The 13,933-nt window shown below is 72.2% G+C and carries 12 protein-coding genes; 10 read left to right on the top strand and 2 right to left on the bottom strand.

Annotated elements, in window-relative coordinates; translation table 11 throughout:
* Positions 1-32 precede the first annotated feature (32 nt).
* From ACFXJ5_RS17360 to ACFXJ5_RS17370, 3 genes are all read left to right on the top strand, one after another.
* Positions 33-1,085 carry an NlpC/P60 family protein gene (locus tag ACFXJ5_RS17360; RefSeq protein ID WP_384631249.1) on the top strand — a complete coding sequence of 351 codons (1,053 nt, stop codon included), beginning with the start codon at positions 33-35 and terminating at the stop codon, positions 1,083-1,085.
* Positions 1,086-1,308: 223 nt separating this feature from the next.
* Complete coding sequence (locus ACFXJ5_RS17365; protein ID WP_384631250.1) at positions 1,309-2,466, top strand: hypothetical protein; 1,158 nt, start codon at positions 1,309-1,311, stop codon at positions 2,464-2,466.
* Entirely contained in the window at positions 2,463-3,608 is a 1,146-nt protein-coding gene (locus ACFXJ5_RS17370; protein WP_384631251.1) for a M48 family metallopeptidase, read from the top strand. Before ACFXJ5_RS17365 ends, ACFXJ5_RS17370 begins: the two co-directional genes overlap by 4 nt.
* On the opposite strand, the gene ACFXJ5_RS17375 is transcribed toward ACFXJ5_RS17370, so the two are convergent.
* Positions 3,598-4,854 (bottom strand): glycosyltransferase 87 family protein, encoded by a 1,257-nt coding sequence (locus ACFXJ5_RS17375; protein WP_384631252.1) that lies wholly within the window; start codon positions 4,852-4,854, stop codon positions 3,598-3,600. The genes ACFXJ5_RS17370 and ACFXJ5_RS17375 overlap by 11 nt on opposite strands.
* 116 nt (positions 4,855-4,970) lie before the next feature.
* On the opposite strand from ACFXJ5_RS17375, the gene ACFXJ5_RS17380 reads away from it, so the two are divergent.
* Together ACFXJ5_RS17380 and ACFXJ5_RS17385 are read left to right on the top strand one after the other, a co-directional pair.
* Entirely contained in the window at positions 4,971-6,101 is a 1,131-nt protein-coding gene (locus ACFXJ5_RS17380; RefSeq protein WP_384631253.1) for a glycosyltransferase family 4 protein, read from the top strand.
* Positions 6,102-6,285: 184 nt separating this feature from the next.
* Positions 6,286-7,917: a GMC oxidoreductase gene (locus ACFXJ5_RS17385; protein WP_384631254.1), complete on the top strand. Its 1,632-nt coding sequence runs from the start codon at positions 6,286-6,288 to the stop codon at positions 7,915-7,917.
* On the opposite strand, the gene ACFXJ5_RS17390 is transcribed toward ACFXJ5_RS17385, so the two are convergent.
* Complete coding sequence (locus ACFXJ5_RS17390; protein WP_384631255.1) at positions 7,902-9,704, bottom strand: AMP-dependent synthetase/ligase; 1,803 nt, start codon at positions 9,702-9,704, stop codon at positions 7,902-7,904. The genes ACFXJ5_RS17385 and ACFXJ5_RS17390 overlap by 16 nt on opposite strands.
* A gap of 242 nt (positions 9,705-9,946) precedes the next feature.
* Here ACFXJ5_RS17390 and ACFXJ5_RS17395 point away from each other — a divergent pair, with 242 nt between their 5' ends.
* The 5 genes from ACFXJ5_RS17395 (at position 9,947) to ACFXJ5_RS17415 (ending at position 13,876) form a co-directional block, all read left to right on the top strand.
* Positions 9,947-10,708, top strand: coding sequence for a metallophosphoesterase (locus ACFXJ5_RS17395; protein WP_384631256.1), 762 nt, complete (start codon positions 9,947-9,949; stop codon positions 10,706-10,708).
* Between the two features lie 109 nt (positions 10,709-10,817).
* Positions 10,818-11,279, top strand: coding sequence for an SRPBCC family protein (locus ACFXJ5_RS17400; protein WP_384631257.1), 462 nt, complete (start codon positions 10,818-10,820; stop codon positions 11,277-11,279).
* A 1-nt stretch (position 11,280) separates the two neighbouring features.
* Positions 11,281-12,432, top strand: coding sequence for an ArsA family ATPase (locus tag ACFXJ5_RS17405; protein WP_384631258.1), 1,152 nt, complete (start codon positions 11,281-11,283; stop codon positions 12,430-12,432).
* Positions 12,433-12,485: 53 nt separating this feature from the next.
* Positions 12,486-12,878: a DUF5304 family protein gene (locus ACFXJ5_RS17410; protein ID WP_384631259.1), complete on the top strand. Its 393-nt coding sequence runs from the start codon at positions 12,486-12,488 to the stop codon at positions 12,876-12,878.
* 56 nt (positions 12,879-12,934) lie between these two features.
* On the top strand, positions 12,935-13,876 hold the full coding sequence (locus ACFXJ5_RS17415; RefSeq protein WP_384631260.1) for an ROK family glucokinase: 942 nt from the start codon (positions 12,935-12,937) through the stop codon (positions 13,874-13,876).
* The last annotated feature ends 57 nt before the right edge of the window (positions 13,877-13,933 follow it).

Raw genomic sequence — 13,933 nt, forward strand, 5'->3', positions numbered from 1 at the left:
TCGCCGTACGCGGCTGACTACTGTCAGCGCCCGTGGCTTCCCATCGACGCACCTCGCAGCCGGGCCTCGCCCGTACCACCCGCGTCACGGCCCTTTCGGCAGCCGCCGCGGCGACCGCAGCGGTGGCCGGGGCCACCGCCGCACCCATGGCGATGGCGCAGCCGGCGGACCCGCCGACCGATGTCGCCGGCCGGGTCGACCGGCTCTACGAGCAGGCGGAGCAGGCCACCGAGCGGTACAACGCGGCCCAGGAGCGCTCAAAGCGGCTGCGCCACGAGGTGAGCACGCTGCAGGACGAGGCCGCGCGCGGCCAGGAGCGGGTCAACCGGATGCGGGCCGGGCTCGGCATGCTCGCGGGCGCCCAGTACCGCAGCGGCGGAGTCGACCCCACGCTGGCGCTGATGCTGTCGGCCGACCCGGACGACTACCTGGACAAGGCGGCCGCTCTCGACCGCATCGGCACCCGCCAGGCCGAGCAACTGGCTGAGCTCAAGGACGCGCAGCGCGGGCTCGGCCAGAAGCGCTCCGAGGCCATGCTGAAGCTCGACGAGCTGGACCGCACCCGGCAGGACCTCAACGCCCGCAAGCGCGACGTGCAGGGCAAACTGGCCACCGCGCAGCGGCTCGTCAACTCCCTCTCCGCCGCCGAGCGGGCCGGCCTCGCCGCCCACCTCCAGGACCGCGCCTCGCGGGCCGGGCGCAGCATGGACCTGCACCTGCCCGACTTCGGACCCGCGTCCGGCCGCGCCGCGATGGCCGTCGCCGCCGCCCGGGCCGCCGTCGGCTCGCCCTACGCCTGGGGCTCGACCGGCCCGGGCTCCTTCGACTGCTCCGGGCTCATGGTCTGGTCGTACCGGCACGCCGGCATCGCGCTACCGCGTACCTCGCAGGCCCAGATGCACGCCGGGCAGCAGGTGCCGCTCGACCAGGCCAGGCCCGGCGACCTGATCATCTACCGGGGGGACGCCAGCCACGTCGGCATGTATGTCGGCGGCGGCCAGGTCGTCCACGCCCCCTATCCCGGCGCCCGGGTGCGTTACGACCCGGTCGGGATGATGCCGATCTCGGCGGTCACCCGGCCTTAGGGCCTGTCTTGTGGATCTCCGCGGCGTCGCGTGCCCTGGCACCAGCACTCGCGGCGTTGTCGTCAGTCAACGACGTCCCCCAGCCTGGCGGCTGGGAGGTGCCCCCACCGCGTCGCTTCCTTCCTCCGCCTTGCGATCACAGGCGTCAGACCCCGCTCCTTCTCCCACGGAGATCCACAAGACAGGCCCTGGGCACGGCCCGGGGCTCACTACGATCGGCGGCATGGGAGTACGTACGAGGGCCGCCGCGCTGCTGTGCTGCGTAGCGTTGCCGGCCGCCCTGCTCGCCGGGTGCGGCGGCGGTGGCGGGACCGTACGGGAAGACCCCCAGCGGATGCTGAACCGGCACGCCGCGGCCGTGCTGAACCACGACGAGGCCGCCTTCCTGGCCGACGTCGCGCCCGCGCAGCGCGCCGCGCAGCGGACGGTCTACCGGAACCTGGAGCGGCTGCCGCTCGCCTCGTGGTCGTACCGGCTCGTCCGGCGCACCGGCACGACGGCGAAGGTGCAGCTGAGCTACCGGCTCACGGGCTACGACTCCGCCCCGGTCACCTCCGCGCCGGCCCTGACCCTCGTCCCCGACGGCAGCCGCTGGGACATCGCCGGCAGCTCCCCGGCGGAGCTCTGGGACCAGGGCACGCTGCGGGTCGTCCGGGGCGCGCACAGCCTGGTGCTGGGCGTCGGGGCGTCGCAGGCCTCGCTCAAGGCGTACGCGGCCGATGTGGACCGCGCGGTGGCGACGGTGAGCGGGGTCTGGGGCGACGGGTGGGCGCGGCGGGTCGTGGTGGAGGTGCCGGGCTCCCTGCGGGACATGGCCGCGCTGCTGGACGCCTCCCCGACGGCCTACCAGGGCATCGCCGCCGTCACGACGGCGGAGCTGCGGGGGTCCTCGGCCTCGGTTCCGGCCGACCGGGTCGTCGTCAATCCCGAGGCCTTCGGCGAGCTTTCGGCACTGGGGCGGCGGGTCGTCCTCACCCACGAGACCACGCACGTCGCCACGCGCGCCGCGACGAACTCCGGCACCCCGCTCTGGCTCTCCGAAGGCTTCGCCGACTGGATCGGCTACCACGGCACCGGCCGCACCGCCCGGCAGGTCGCCCCCGAGCTGGCCCAGGACGTAGCGGCCGGCCGCACCCCGCAGGCGCTCCCGGCGAACGCCGACTTCGGCACCACCGCCACCGGCCTCGCCCAGGCCTACGAGGGCGGCTGGCTGGCCTGCCGCCTGGTCGAGGACGACTGGGGCGCCGGCAAGCTGGTGGCCCTGTACCGGGCGGTCGGCGCCGGCGCCGGTACCGAGGCCGCCCTGCGGAGCACACTGGGTATCGGCCTCGACGACTTCACCGCGCGCTGGCGCGCCTACGTACAGCGGGAGTTGGCATGACCTCGGAAGTCGCCGAAGACTTCACCGCCGAAGACTTCACTCCGGAGCAGGTCGCCCGCGGCCGGGCCCTGCGCCGCGCCCAGCTTCCCGCCGCCCTGGGCGGCCGGCTGGCCGGGCTCGCCCTGCTGCTCGCCCTCGGCCTGACGCCCGGCGGGGCCTGGCTCGCCGGCCTGTTCGGCGACGGCTGGGCCGCGCGGGTTCTGGCCGGCGGGCTGTCGCTCGTGGTGCTCCGTACGCTCCTCTCGCTGCCCTTCTCCGCACGGGTGCGGGTCGTACGGGCCCGCTTCGGCCTCGTCACCCAGGGCTGGGGCGGCTGGGTCCTCGATGTGCTGCGGGGGCTGCTGGTGTCCGTACCGCTGCTTCTGGGGGCCCTGTACGGCGTCTACGCGCTCGCGGGGGCCGGCCGGTGGTGGTGGGCCTGGGCGGCGCTCGGCGCGGCTGTGGCGGCCGTCGTGCTGTCCTGGCTGGCACCGGTCCTCCTGGAGCCGCTCTTCAACCGCTTCACCCCCATGGAGCCGGGCCCGCTGCGGGACGCGCTGCTGGGTCTGGCCGACCGGGACCGGGTCCGAGTGCGGGAGGTGCTGGTCGCGGATGCCTCGCGGCGTACGACCGCCCTGAACGCGTACGTCTCCGGCTTCGGGCGGACCCGGCGCATCGTCGCCTACGACACGCTGCTCACCACGGCCGAGCCGCGCGAGGTCGAACTGGTCGTCGCCCACGAACTGGGGCACGTCAAGCACCGCGACGTGCTGCGCGGCACGGTGCTCGGGGCGGTGGGCGCGGCGGTCGGCGTGTGCGCCCTGGCCGCCGTCGTGTCCTGGCGCCCGCTCCTGGACGCCGCCGGCGTCGACCACTTCTCCGACCCGCGGTCGGTGTGGCTGCTGGCCGCGGTGGCCGCCGTCGGCTCCGCCGTCGCCGGTCCCTTCGGCTGCGCCGTCAGCCGCCGCATCGAGCGCCGCGCCGACACCCACGCGCTCGAACTCACCGATGACCCCGCCCACTTCATCGCCATGCAGCGCCGGCTCACCGTCGCCAACGTGGGTGACCCCTCGCCGCCCCGCGTGCTCCACCTGCTCTTCGGCACCCACCCGACCGCGGCCCAGCGCATCGCCGCCGCGCGGCAGCACGCCGTCACCAGGTGAGCAGCCGCTCGCTCTCCGGCTCCGGGGTTTCGGTCCCGTCCTCCCGCACCGCCGCCGCGCCGTCCGGCGCGGTGCGCACCGCCGATACCCACAGCCTGCGGCAGGCGATGAGCGAGGCGACGATCAGCAGACCGTTGCGCAGCACCAGCAGGGCGACGCCGATGTGGTCGCTGACCACCACGTCGTGGAAGTGGGCCGGGAACTCGTAGAAGGTCACGCCGGTCGCGAGGAGGATCAACGCGGTGGGCAGGGCCATCACGCTCGCGCGCAGGGTCATGCAGGCGGCGGCGAGGCCGACCAGCCAGATCATGTACTGGGGGCTGATCACCCGGCTGGTGGTGGTGAAGAGCAGGACGGCGGTGAAGGCCGCGTCGAAGGGCGTGGCCGCCGTGAACGTACGGGCCATGAGCCGCCACAGCACCAGCCAGCCCAGGGCGACGGCGGCCAGCCCGAGCGCGATCCGGCTGACGACGTCGACGTACGGGCCGAGGAACTCGACCGAGCCGTAGTTGAGCGCGACCTGGCCCTGCCAGCCGTGGTGCCGGGCGTAGTGGAAGACCAGCGAGCCGACGGACTCGACCTCGGTGCCCCGGCCGCCCTGGAAGGTCAGGAAGGAGAAGGCGCCCGGCATGGCGGCACCGAAGAGCAGGGCGATCGCCGCGGTGGTGCCGATCGCCGTGCCCCAGACGCGCCGGGAGCGGCCGCGCGGGGTGCCGATGAGCAGCAGCGCCGGCCACACCTTGAGCATCGCGCCGACGGCGGCGAGCGCGCCGGAGACCCGGGGGCGCCTGGCCAGGGCGAGCAGGGAGGCGATGGCGACGGCGGTGACCATCACGTCGTACCGGGCGTACGCGGTCGGGCCGAGCAGCGGCACCCCCGCGATCCACACCCACGTGCCGAGCATGCGGCGGCCGCCGCCCTGCCGTCCGGTCCTCAGCAGCATGGCGAAGGCCACGGCGTCGGCGGCGCAGCACAGCCAGAAGAAGGCGGTGGTGTAGTCGAGGAAGGGCAGCAGGCCGGGGGAGAGGATCGCGAGGGCAGCGGCCGGCGGATACTGCCAGGTCACGTCGTTGAGCGGGAAGCTGCCGGTCTTCAGGACGTCGTACCAGCCGTGGTAGATCATGGTGACGTCGGAGGTGACGTCGAGCGGCGAGATGGTGATCACCTTGAACACCATCAGCAGCAGCAAGCACCGGGTGGCCACCCAGACCCCGATCGGGATCAGCCTGCCGCGTGCGCCTGCCATGTGCACCCCTGTCCCTCGTCCTCTGAAGTGATGATGCATGATGCCGCTCACTGATGAGGACAGCCTTAAGGGGCTCGGGGTTCCGCGTCGGGGTCCGGCCGGTAATCTCGGCCGCGATGGACAAGACGCTGATCGTGACCAACGACTTCCCGCCCCGGCCCGGCGGCATCCAGGCTTTTGTGCACAGTATGGCGGTGCGCCTGGATCCCGGAAAAGTGGTGGTGTACGCCTCCACCTGGAAGGACGGCACGGAAGTCGCCGCGTTCGACGCCGAGCAGCCCTTCCCGGTGATCCGGGACCGTACGTCGATGCTGCTGCCGACCCCCAGGGTGACCCGGCGGGCGGTGGAGCTGCTGCGCGAGCACGGCTGCGGCTCGGTGTGGTTCGGGGCGGCGGCGCCGCTCGCGCTGATGGCCCCGGCGTTGCGGAAGGCGGGGGCCGGGCGGCTGGTGGGCACGACGCACGGGCACGAGGCGGCGTGGGCGCAGCTTCCCGCCAGCCGTCAACTGCTGCGCCGGATCGGCGAGGGCACGGACACGATCACCTATCTGGGTGAGTACACGCGCTCGCGCATCGCCGCCGCGCTCACCCCGTCGGCCGCCGCCCGCATGGTCCAACTCCCGCCCGGCGTCGACGAGAAGACCTTCCACCCTGCCTCGGGCGGCGACGCCGTACGCGCCCGCCTCGGCCTCGCCGACCGGCCGGTCGTGGTCTGCGTCTCCCGCCTGGTGCCGCGTAAGGGCCAGGACACCCTCATCCGCGCCATGCCCCGGATCCTCCACCAGGTGCCGGGCGCCGTCCTGCTCATCGTCGGCGGCGGCCCTTACGCGGACGACCTGAAGCGGCTCGCCGTACGGACCGGGGTCGACGCCTCCGTACGCTTCACCGGCGCCGTCCCCTGGACCGACCTGCCCGCCCACTACGGGGCCGGCGACGTCTTCGCGATGCCCTGCCGGACGCGGCGCGGCGGCCTCGACGTCGAGGGCCTCGGCATCGTCTACCTCGAGGCTTCCGCCACCGGGCTTCCCGTCGTAGCCGGGGACTCCGGCGGCGCCCCCGACGCCGTCCTCCAGGGCGAGACCGGCTGGGTCGTACCCGGCGGCTCCCCCGAGCAGGCCGCCGACCGCATCGTCACCCTCCTCGCCGACCCTGCCCTGCGGCGCCGCATGGGCGAGCGCGGCCGCCGCTGGGTCGAGGAGGCCTGGCGCTGGGACCTCCTGGCGGCTCGCCTGAAGCGGCTTCTCTGACCGGTCGGTTGCGGGGTGCACGGGCTTTTCCACCCCGCCCGCCCGTGCGCCCTGCGGCGGCCCGGGCCTCTCGTGGCCGGTTGCCCGCCGTCGGCGGCCGCGGGCCTTGCGAGAGACGCAGAAAAAATAAAGACCATGTGTGAGCACTATGGGCGGAAGCCGAAATTCCGCCCACGATGCGCTCATGACAACAAAACTGACGCGTCGTCAGATCTTGGGCATGGCCGCCTTCCAGGCCGCCGCAGCCCTCGGCATCACCCGAATCGGGCTCAGCACAGCAACGGCGGCCACGGCAGAGACGACCGCCGCCGCGAGCACCGACTACGCCCCCGCCGTCGTCATCGGGTCCGGCTACGGAGCGGCCGTGGCCGCCCTGCGGCTGGGTGAGGCCGGCGTGGAGACGCTCGTGCTGGAGATGGGGCGGCTGTGGGACACGGCCGCCTCCGACGGCAAGGTCTTCTGTTCCGTGACCTCGCCGGACCGCCGCTCGATGTGGTTCCGTACGCGCACCGAGGCCCCGCTCGCCACGTTCCTGTGGCTCGACGTGATCAACAAGAACATCACCGCCTACCCCGGCGTCCTGGACCGGGTCCACTACACGGACATGTCCGTGTACGTCGGCCGGGGCGTCGGCGGGGGCTCGCTGGTCAACGGCGGGATGGCCGTGACCCCGTCTCGTACGTACTTCCAGGAGGTGCTGCCGCAGGTCGACGCCGACGCGATGTACGGCACGTACTTCCCGCTCGCCAACCGCATGCTGGGCGTCAACAACATCTCGTCCAGTTGGTTCGAGTCGACCGAGTGGTACCAGTTCGCCCGGGTGTCACGTGCCCAGGCGACGAAGACCGGGCTCAAGACGACGTTCGTGCCCAATGTGTACGACTTCGACTACATGCAGCGGGAAGCCGCCGGCACGGCCACCAAGTCCGCCCTCGCGCAGGAGGTCATCTACGGCAACAACTACGGGAAGCGCAGCCTCGACAAGACGTATCTCGCCGCGGCCGTCGGCACCGGCAACGTCACCATCGAGACGCTCACCAGGGCCAAGGCCATCCGAAGGGAGACCGACGGCACCTATGTCGTGACCGTCGACCGGATCGACGTCACGGGAGCCGTCGTCGAGACCCGCGAGATCGGCTGCGGCCACCTGTTCCTCGGCGCCGGCAGTATCGGCACCACGGAACTGCTGCTGCGGGCCCGCGACACCGGGGCGCTGCCCAACCTCAGCGCGAAGGTCGGCGCGGGGTGGGGCGGCAACGGCAACATCATGCTCGGCCGGGCCAACTACCTCTGGAATCCGACCGGCGCGAACCAGTCCACGATCCCGGCCATGGCCATCGACGACTGGGGCAACACCGCCAACCCCGTCTTCGCGGAGATCGCCCCGCTCCCGTCCGGCAGCGAGACCTGGGTGAGCCTCTACCTCGCCATCACCAAGAACGCCGAGCGCGGCACCTTCACGTACGACTCCGCCACCGACTCGGCGAAGCTCAACTGGACCCGCGCCCAGAACCAGCCGTCCGTGACCGCGGCCAAGACCCTCTTCGACCGGATCAACGCGGCCAACGGCACCATCTACCGCTACGACCTGTTCGGCGACACCCGGGCCTTCGCCGACGACTTCTGCTACCACCCGCTCGGAGGCTGCGTGCTCGGCCAGGCCACCGACACCTACGGCCGCGCCGCGGGCTACCCGGGCCTGTACGTCACCGATGGAGCCCTTGTCCCGGGCTCCATCGGTGTCAATCCGTTCGTCACGATCACGGCTCTGGCCGAGCGCAACATGGCGGCCGTACTGGCTCAGGACCTGGCGTAGATCGCCTCGATCTCACCGGCGAAGTCCCTCATGACCACATTGCGCTTGAGCTTGAGCGACGGCGTGAGGTGGCCCGACTCCTCGGTGAACTGCGTGGGGAGGATCCGGAACTTCTTCACCGCCTCCGCGTGCGACACGGCCGCGTTGCCGTCGTCCACGGCCTGCTGGACGGCGGCGATCAGATCCGGGTCCTCGCGGAGCTCCGCGACCGACACGCCGGCCGGCTTGCCGTGCTCCTCGGCCCAGCGCGGCAGGAACTCCTCGTCGATGGTGACGAGGGCACCGATGAAGGGCCGGGCCTCGCCGACGACCATGCACTCGGCGATCAGGGCGTGGGCACGGATACGGTCCTCGATCACGGCGGGGGCGACGTTCTTGCCGCCCGCCGTCACGATGATCTCCTTCTTGCGGCCGGTGATCGTGAGGTAGCCGTCCTCGTCGACCGTGCCGATGTCGCCGGTGTGGAACCAGCCGTCGGAGATCGCCTCGGCGGTCGCGGTCTCGTTGTTCCAGTAGCCGGTGAAGAGGTGCTCGCCGTGCAGCAGCACCTCGCCGTCGTCGGCGATCCGGACCGTGGAGCCGGGCAGCGGCTGGCCGACGGTGCCGATCTTCGTACGGTCCCAGGGGTTGAAGGCCGTCGCCGCACAGGACTCGGTGAGGCCGTAGCCCTCCAGGACGGTGAAGCCGATGCCGCGGAAGAAGTGCCCGAGGCGCTCGCCGAGCGGGGCGCCGCCGGAGATGGAGTACTCGCCGCGGCCGCCCAGCACCGTACGGAGCTTGCTGTAGACGAGGCGGTCGAAGACCTTGTGCTTGAACTTCAGGCCGACCGACGGGCCGCCCGCGCTGTCCAGCGCGCGGCTGTACTCGATGGCGGTGTCCGCGGCCTTGTCGAAGATCTTGCCCTTGCCGCCGGCCTGGGCCTGGGCGCGGGCGGAGTTGTAGACCTTCTCGAAGACCCGGGGGACGCCGAGGAGCAGGGTGGGCCGGTACGAGGCCAGCTCGCCGGTGAGGTTCTTGATGTCGGCGACGTGGCCCAGCTTGATCGGGGCCATGATGCTCGCCACCTCCACCAGGCGCCCGAAGACGTGCGCCAGCGGCAGGAAGAGCAGGATCGAGGACTCACCGGTACGGAAGAGCGGCCGCAGCCGCTCCACGATGTTGCCGCACTCGGCGAAGAAGCTGCGGTGGCTGAGCACGCAGCCCTTGGGGCGGCCGGTGGTGCCGGAGGTGTAGACGATGGTCGCCGGGGAGTCCGCCTTGGCGGTGGCGCTGCGCTCGTCGACGACCTTTTCGGCGATGTCGCTGCCGGACGCGACCAGCGTCTCGACCGCGCCCGCCTCGATCCGCCAGAGGTGCTTGAGCTGCGGCAGCCGCTCCCGTACCGACTCCACCGTCTTGTCGTGGACCTCGGTCTCCACGATGGCGGCGACGGCGCCGGAGTCGCCGAGGATCCACTCGACCTGCTCGGCCGAGGAGGTCTCGTACACCGGCACGGTGACCGCGCCGGCGCTCCAGATCGCGAAATCGAAGAGCGTCCATTCGTAGCGGGTGCGCGACATCAGCGCGACCCGGTCGCCCGGCTCGATACCGGAGGCGATCAGGCCCTTGGCGGCGGCGCGGACCTCGGCGAGGAAGGTGGTGGCGGTGACGTCCTGCCACTCACCCGCCGGGGTCTTTCTCGCGATCACGGCCACGTCGGGATGCTGCGCGGCATTGCGGCGGATCAGATCCGTCAGGTTGCCGTCCGCGGGGACCTCGTAAAGGGCCGGAAGGCTGAACTCACGCAAGACTGCTGCTCCTCATCGGCGCCGGCGGCGGTGCTGGCTGCTGTCCACCGGCTCCTGCCACATACGTGGTCAAGGCGTGGATCGGACTGACCGGACGTTACCCATCGGTAAAGCACTCGCGATAGAGGCGCCGTGTAGATGTTTTGTGTGTCACATGCCCGACACGAAGCCCCGAACGGCTCATCGAAGGGTAATCCAGAGGCCCGGTGACCCGCAGGTAACGAGGGATTAGGGTGATCGGCATGCGGGTCCATGTCGTCAGCGATGTCCACGGTGCGGCCGACGCCCTCGGCAAGGCGGGCGAAGGTGCGGACGCCCTTGTCTGTCTCGGCGACCTCATCCTCTTCCTGGACTACGCCGACCACTCGCGCGGGATCTTCCCCGACCTCTTCGGCACCGAGAACGCCACGCGTATGGTCGCCCTGCGCACCGCCAAGCGCTTCGACGAGGCCCGCGCGCTGGACAACGAGCTCTGGGCCGGTCTCGACCGCCGCACCGCCATCGAGAGCGCGGTACGCAGCCAGTACGCCGAGCTCTTCGCGGCCTTCCCCACACCTACGTACGCCACCTACGGCAATGTCGACATTCCCTTGCTCTGGCCGGAGTACGCGCGCCCCGGCACCACCGTCCTGGACGGCACCACGGCGGAGATCGGCGGCCTGGTCTTCGGCTTCGTCGGCGGCGGCCTGCGGACCCCGTACCGGACGCCGTACGAGGTCGACGACGAGACGTACGCCGCGAAGGTCGCCGCCCTCGGCCCGGTCGATGTGCTCTGCTCGCACATCCCGCCCGCCGTGCCGGAGCTCTGCTACGACACGGTCGCCCGGCGCTTCGAACGCGGCAGTGAGGCGCTGCTCGACGCGATCCACGAAACCCGCCCCAAGTACGCCCTTTTCGGTCACGTCCACCAGCCGCTGGAGCGGCGCATGCGGATCGGGACCACCGAGTGCGTCAACGTGGGGCACTTCAACGCCACTCGTACGCCGTGGGTGCTGGAGTGGTGACCTTCGCCCCGGCGGTCCTGTGTTCGGGACCTACGCGGTAGCCTGCAGCAACACACTCATGACTCCATTCATGACTCCATTCATGCGAAGTCCCGGAGGGGCCACGGCGATGGCGGAACACACCAAGTCGAGCATCACGATCGACGCGGCCCCGGCCGACGTCATGGGGGTCATCTCCGACTTCGCGCGGTACCCCGAGTGGACCGGCGAGGTGAAGGAGGCGGAGATCCTCTCCGCCGACGACCAGGGCCGCGCCGAGCAGGTCCGGCTGCTGCTCGACGCGGGCGCGATCAAGGACGACCACACCCTCGGCTACACCTGGGTCAGCGACAACGAGGTCAGCTGGTCGCTGGTCAAGTCCCAGATGCTGCGCACCCTGGACGGCTCCTACACGCTGGCGCCGGTCGAGGGCGGCAAGCGCACCGAGGTGACCTACCAGCTCACCGTGGACGTCAAGATCCCCATGCTCGGGATGATCAAGCGCAAGGCGGAGAAGGTCATCATCGACCGTGCGCTGGCGGGGCTGAAGAAGCGCGTCGAGTCCGGCGACTCCGCCGCGCCCCAGGCCTGAGGTGCGGACCCTTCTCGTCACCGGTCCCGGCGGCTCCGGCCGTACGACCGTCGCCGCCGCGACAGCGGTGGCCGAGGCCGCGCGGGGCCACCGCGTCCAGCTGATCTCCGCCGACCGCAGCGGCGTCTTCCCGCGCACCCTGCCGGGCGTCGACGTCGCCCGGATCGACCCGGCGGCGTCCTTCCGGGCCGACGCCCTGGAGGTACAGGGACGGCTCGGCTCCGTACTCGACCTGTTCGGGGCCACGCCGCTCGACCCCGAGGAGCTCACCGAACTCCCCGGCGCCGACGGCCTGGCCCTGCTGCGCGCCCTGCGCGACGCGTCCCTGGCCGACGGCGACCGGATCTGGGACACCGTCGTCATCGACCTCCCGCCCGTCCACGCCGCGCTCGCCGTCCTCGCGCTGCCCGAGCAGCTGCGCCGCTACCTCGGCCGGCTCGTACCGGCCGAGCGGCAGGCGGCGCGGGCCCTGCGGCCGGTGCTCGCGCAGCTCGCGGGCGTACCGATGCCGGGGGAGCGGGCGTACGAGGCCGTATCGCGGGCGGATGTGGAACTGGCCGCCGCGCAGGCGGTGATCGAGGACGCCGGGACCACCGTACGGCTGGTCGTCGACCCCGGCGCCCATGCCGCCGAGGCCGTCCGGCAGGCCCGCACCGGCCTCGCCCTGTACGGCCACCGCCTGGAGGCCGTCGTCGCCAACCGGCTGCTGCCGAGCGGCTCCCCGGACCCCTGGCTGGCCGAACTCTCCGCGCAGCAGCACAAGGAACTGCGGGCCCTGCGCGCCGAGGTGACCGGCGTTCCCGTCCACGAGGTGCTCCACCTCGGGCGCGAGCCGCTCGGCGCGGACGACCTGGCGTTGCTGGCCGTCCCCGCGCCGGGACCGTCGGGGGAGCACGGCAAACCCTGGACCGTCGAGGACCGGCTCGCCGGCGAGGGCCACTTCCTCTGGCGGCTCCCGCTGCCCGGCGCCACCCGCGACCGGCTGGACCTGATCCGCCGCGGCGACGAACTCGTCGTCGACGCCGAGGGCTTCCGGCGCATCCTGCCGCTGCCCTCCGCGCTGCGCCGCTGCACCGTGGCGGGCGCCGCCCTGAGGGACGGCGCGTTGACCGTCCGCTTCGAACCGGACCCGGCGCTCTGGCCGCGCGGCTAGGCGGGTCGGGTAACGTCGAAGGCACCACCTGTAGCGCCCCTACGGAGCCCACCATGACCAGCGAATCGCCCGAGTCCGACGCCTGGGCCAAGGCCAGCGCCGAGGACATCGCCGCCGAGAACGCCCGCCGCCGCGAACAGGCAGGTCAGGGCCCCGGCAGCGCTTCCGAAGAGCTGCGCCGGCTCGCGGAGGCCGTCGCCGACCGCATCGCCGCGCTCCGCAGCCCGGCCGCCACGATGGCCGCCGAGGCCGTCGTGACCCAGGTCAAGCAGGTCATCGAGCCGATCAAGGAACGTCATCCCGACGTCTTCGACCACCTCGCGCAGGCCGGCTCCGAGCTCCTCGCCGCCTACCGCGCGGCGGTTTCCGGCCATGAGCGGAGCTGGACCGCCGCTCCAGGCAGCGCCGCGGGTTCCTCGTCCAGCGAGCACATCGACCTGGACTGACGCCTCCCTCCGGTACGGTTGGACTCAGCGGGGATCGACCGAAAACTGAGGGACACATGGGACTCACCATCGGCGTCGACATCGGCGGCACCAAGATCGCGGCCGGGGTGGTCGACGAGGACGGCGCGATTCTCGAAACCGTCAAGGTGCCGACCCCGTCGACCCCCGAAGGGGTTGTCGACGCCATCGCCGCGGCGGTCCGCGACGTCAGCGCGCACCACCCCGTCGAGGCGGTCGGCATCGGCGCTGCCGGTTACGTGGACGACAAGCGCGCCACCGTGCTCTTCGCCCCGAACATCAGCTGGCGCCACGAGCCGCTCAAGGACAAGGTCGAGCAGCGTGTCGGCCTCCCCGTGGTGGTCGAGAACGACGCGAACGCCGCCGCCTGGGGCGAATACCGCTTCGGTGCCGGCGCGGGCCACGACGACGTCATCTGCATCACCCTCGGCACCGGCCTCGGCGGCGGCATCATCATCGGCAACAAGCTGCGCCGCGGCCGCTTCGGCGTCGCCGGCGAGTTCGGCCACATCCGCATGGTCCCCGACGGCCTGCTCTGCGGCTGCGGCAGCCAGGGCTGCTGGGAGCAGTACGCCTCCGGGCGCGCCCTGGTCCGTTACGCCAAGCAGCGTGCCGTCGCCCAGCCGGAGAACGCGGCCCTGCTGCTGTCCCTCGGTGACGGCACCCCCGACGGCATCGAGGGCCAGCACATCAGCGCCGCCGCCCGTGGCGGCGACAAGGTGGCCATCGACTCCTTCCGCGAGCTCGCCCGTTGGGCCGGCGCCGGCCTCGCCGACCTGGCCTCCCTCTTCGACCCCTCCGCCTTCATCGTCGGCGGCGGCGTCTCCGACGAAGGCGAACTCGTCCTCGAACCCATCCGCAAATCCTTCCGCCGCTGGCTCGTCGGCGGCCAGTACCGCCCCCACGCCCAAGTCCTCGCCGCCCAACTCGGCGGCAAGGCAGGCCTGGTAGGCGCCGCCGACCTGGCCCGCCAGGGCTGAGGGTTGTCGACGGGTTGTGGGGGGGGGGGGGCCGGGGGGGCGGGCGCCGCCCCCCCC

The sequence above is a fragment of the Streptomyces sp. NPDC059373 genome (assembly GCF_042751495.1).
In the GTDB taxonomy this organism is placed as follows: Bacteria; Actinomycetota; Actinomycetes; order Streptomycetales; family Streptomycetaceae; genus Actinacidiphila.

Bases quoted from the DNA above. Each gene is read 5' to 3' on its own strand.
- ACFXJ5_RS17365 (WP_384631250.1), top strand. From the start codon at position 1,309: ATGGGAGTACGTACGAGGGCCGCCGCGCTGCTGTGCTGCGTAGCGTTG.
- ACFXJ5_RS17370 (WP_384631251.1), top strand. From the start codon at position 2,463: ATGACCTCGGAAGTCGCCGAAGACTTCACCGCCGAAGACTTCACTCCG.
- ACFXJ5_RS17375 (WP_384631252.1), bottom strand. From the start codon at position 4,854: ATGGCAGGCGCACGCGGCAGGCTGATCCCGATCGGGGTCTGGGTGGCC.
- ACFXJ5_RS17380 (WP_384631253.1), top strand. From the start codon at position 4,971: ATGGACAAGACGCTGATCGTGACCAACGACTTCCCGCCCCGGCCCGGC.
- ACFXJ5_RS17385 (WP_384631254.1), top strand. From the start codon at position 6,286: ATGACAACAAAACTGACGCGTCGTCAGATCTTGGGCATGGCCGCCTTC.
- ACFXJ5_RS17395 (WP_384631256.1), top strand. From the start codon at position 9,947: ATGCGGGTCCATGTCGTCAGCGATGTCCACGGTGCGGCCGACGCCCTC.
- ACFXJ5_RS17400 (WP_384631257.1), top strand. From the start codon at position 10,818: ATGGCGGAACACACCAAGTCGAGCATCACGATCGACGCGGCCCCGGCC.
- ACFXJ5_RS17410 (WP_384631259.1), top strand. From the start codon at position 12,486: ATGACCAGCGAATCGCCCGAGTCCGACGCCTGGGCCAAGGCCAGCGCC.
- ACFXJ5_RS17415 (WP_384631260.1), top strand. From the start codon at position 12,935: ATGGGACTCACCATCGGCGTCGACATCGGCGGCACCAAGATCGCGGCC.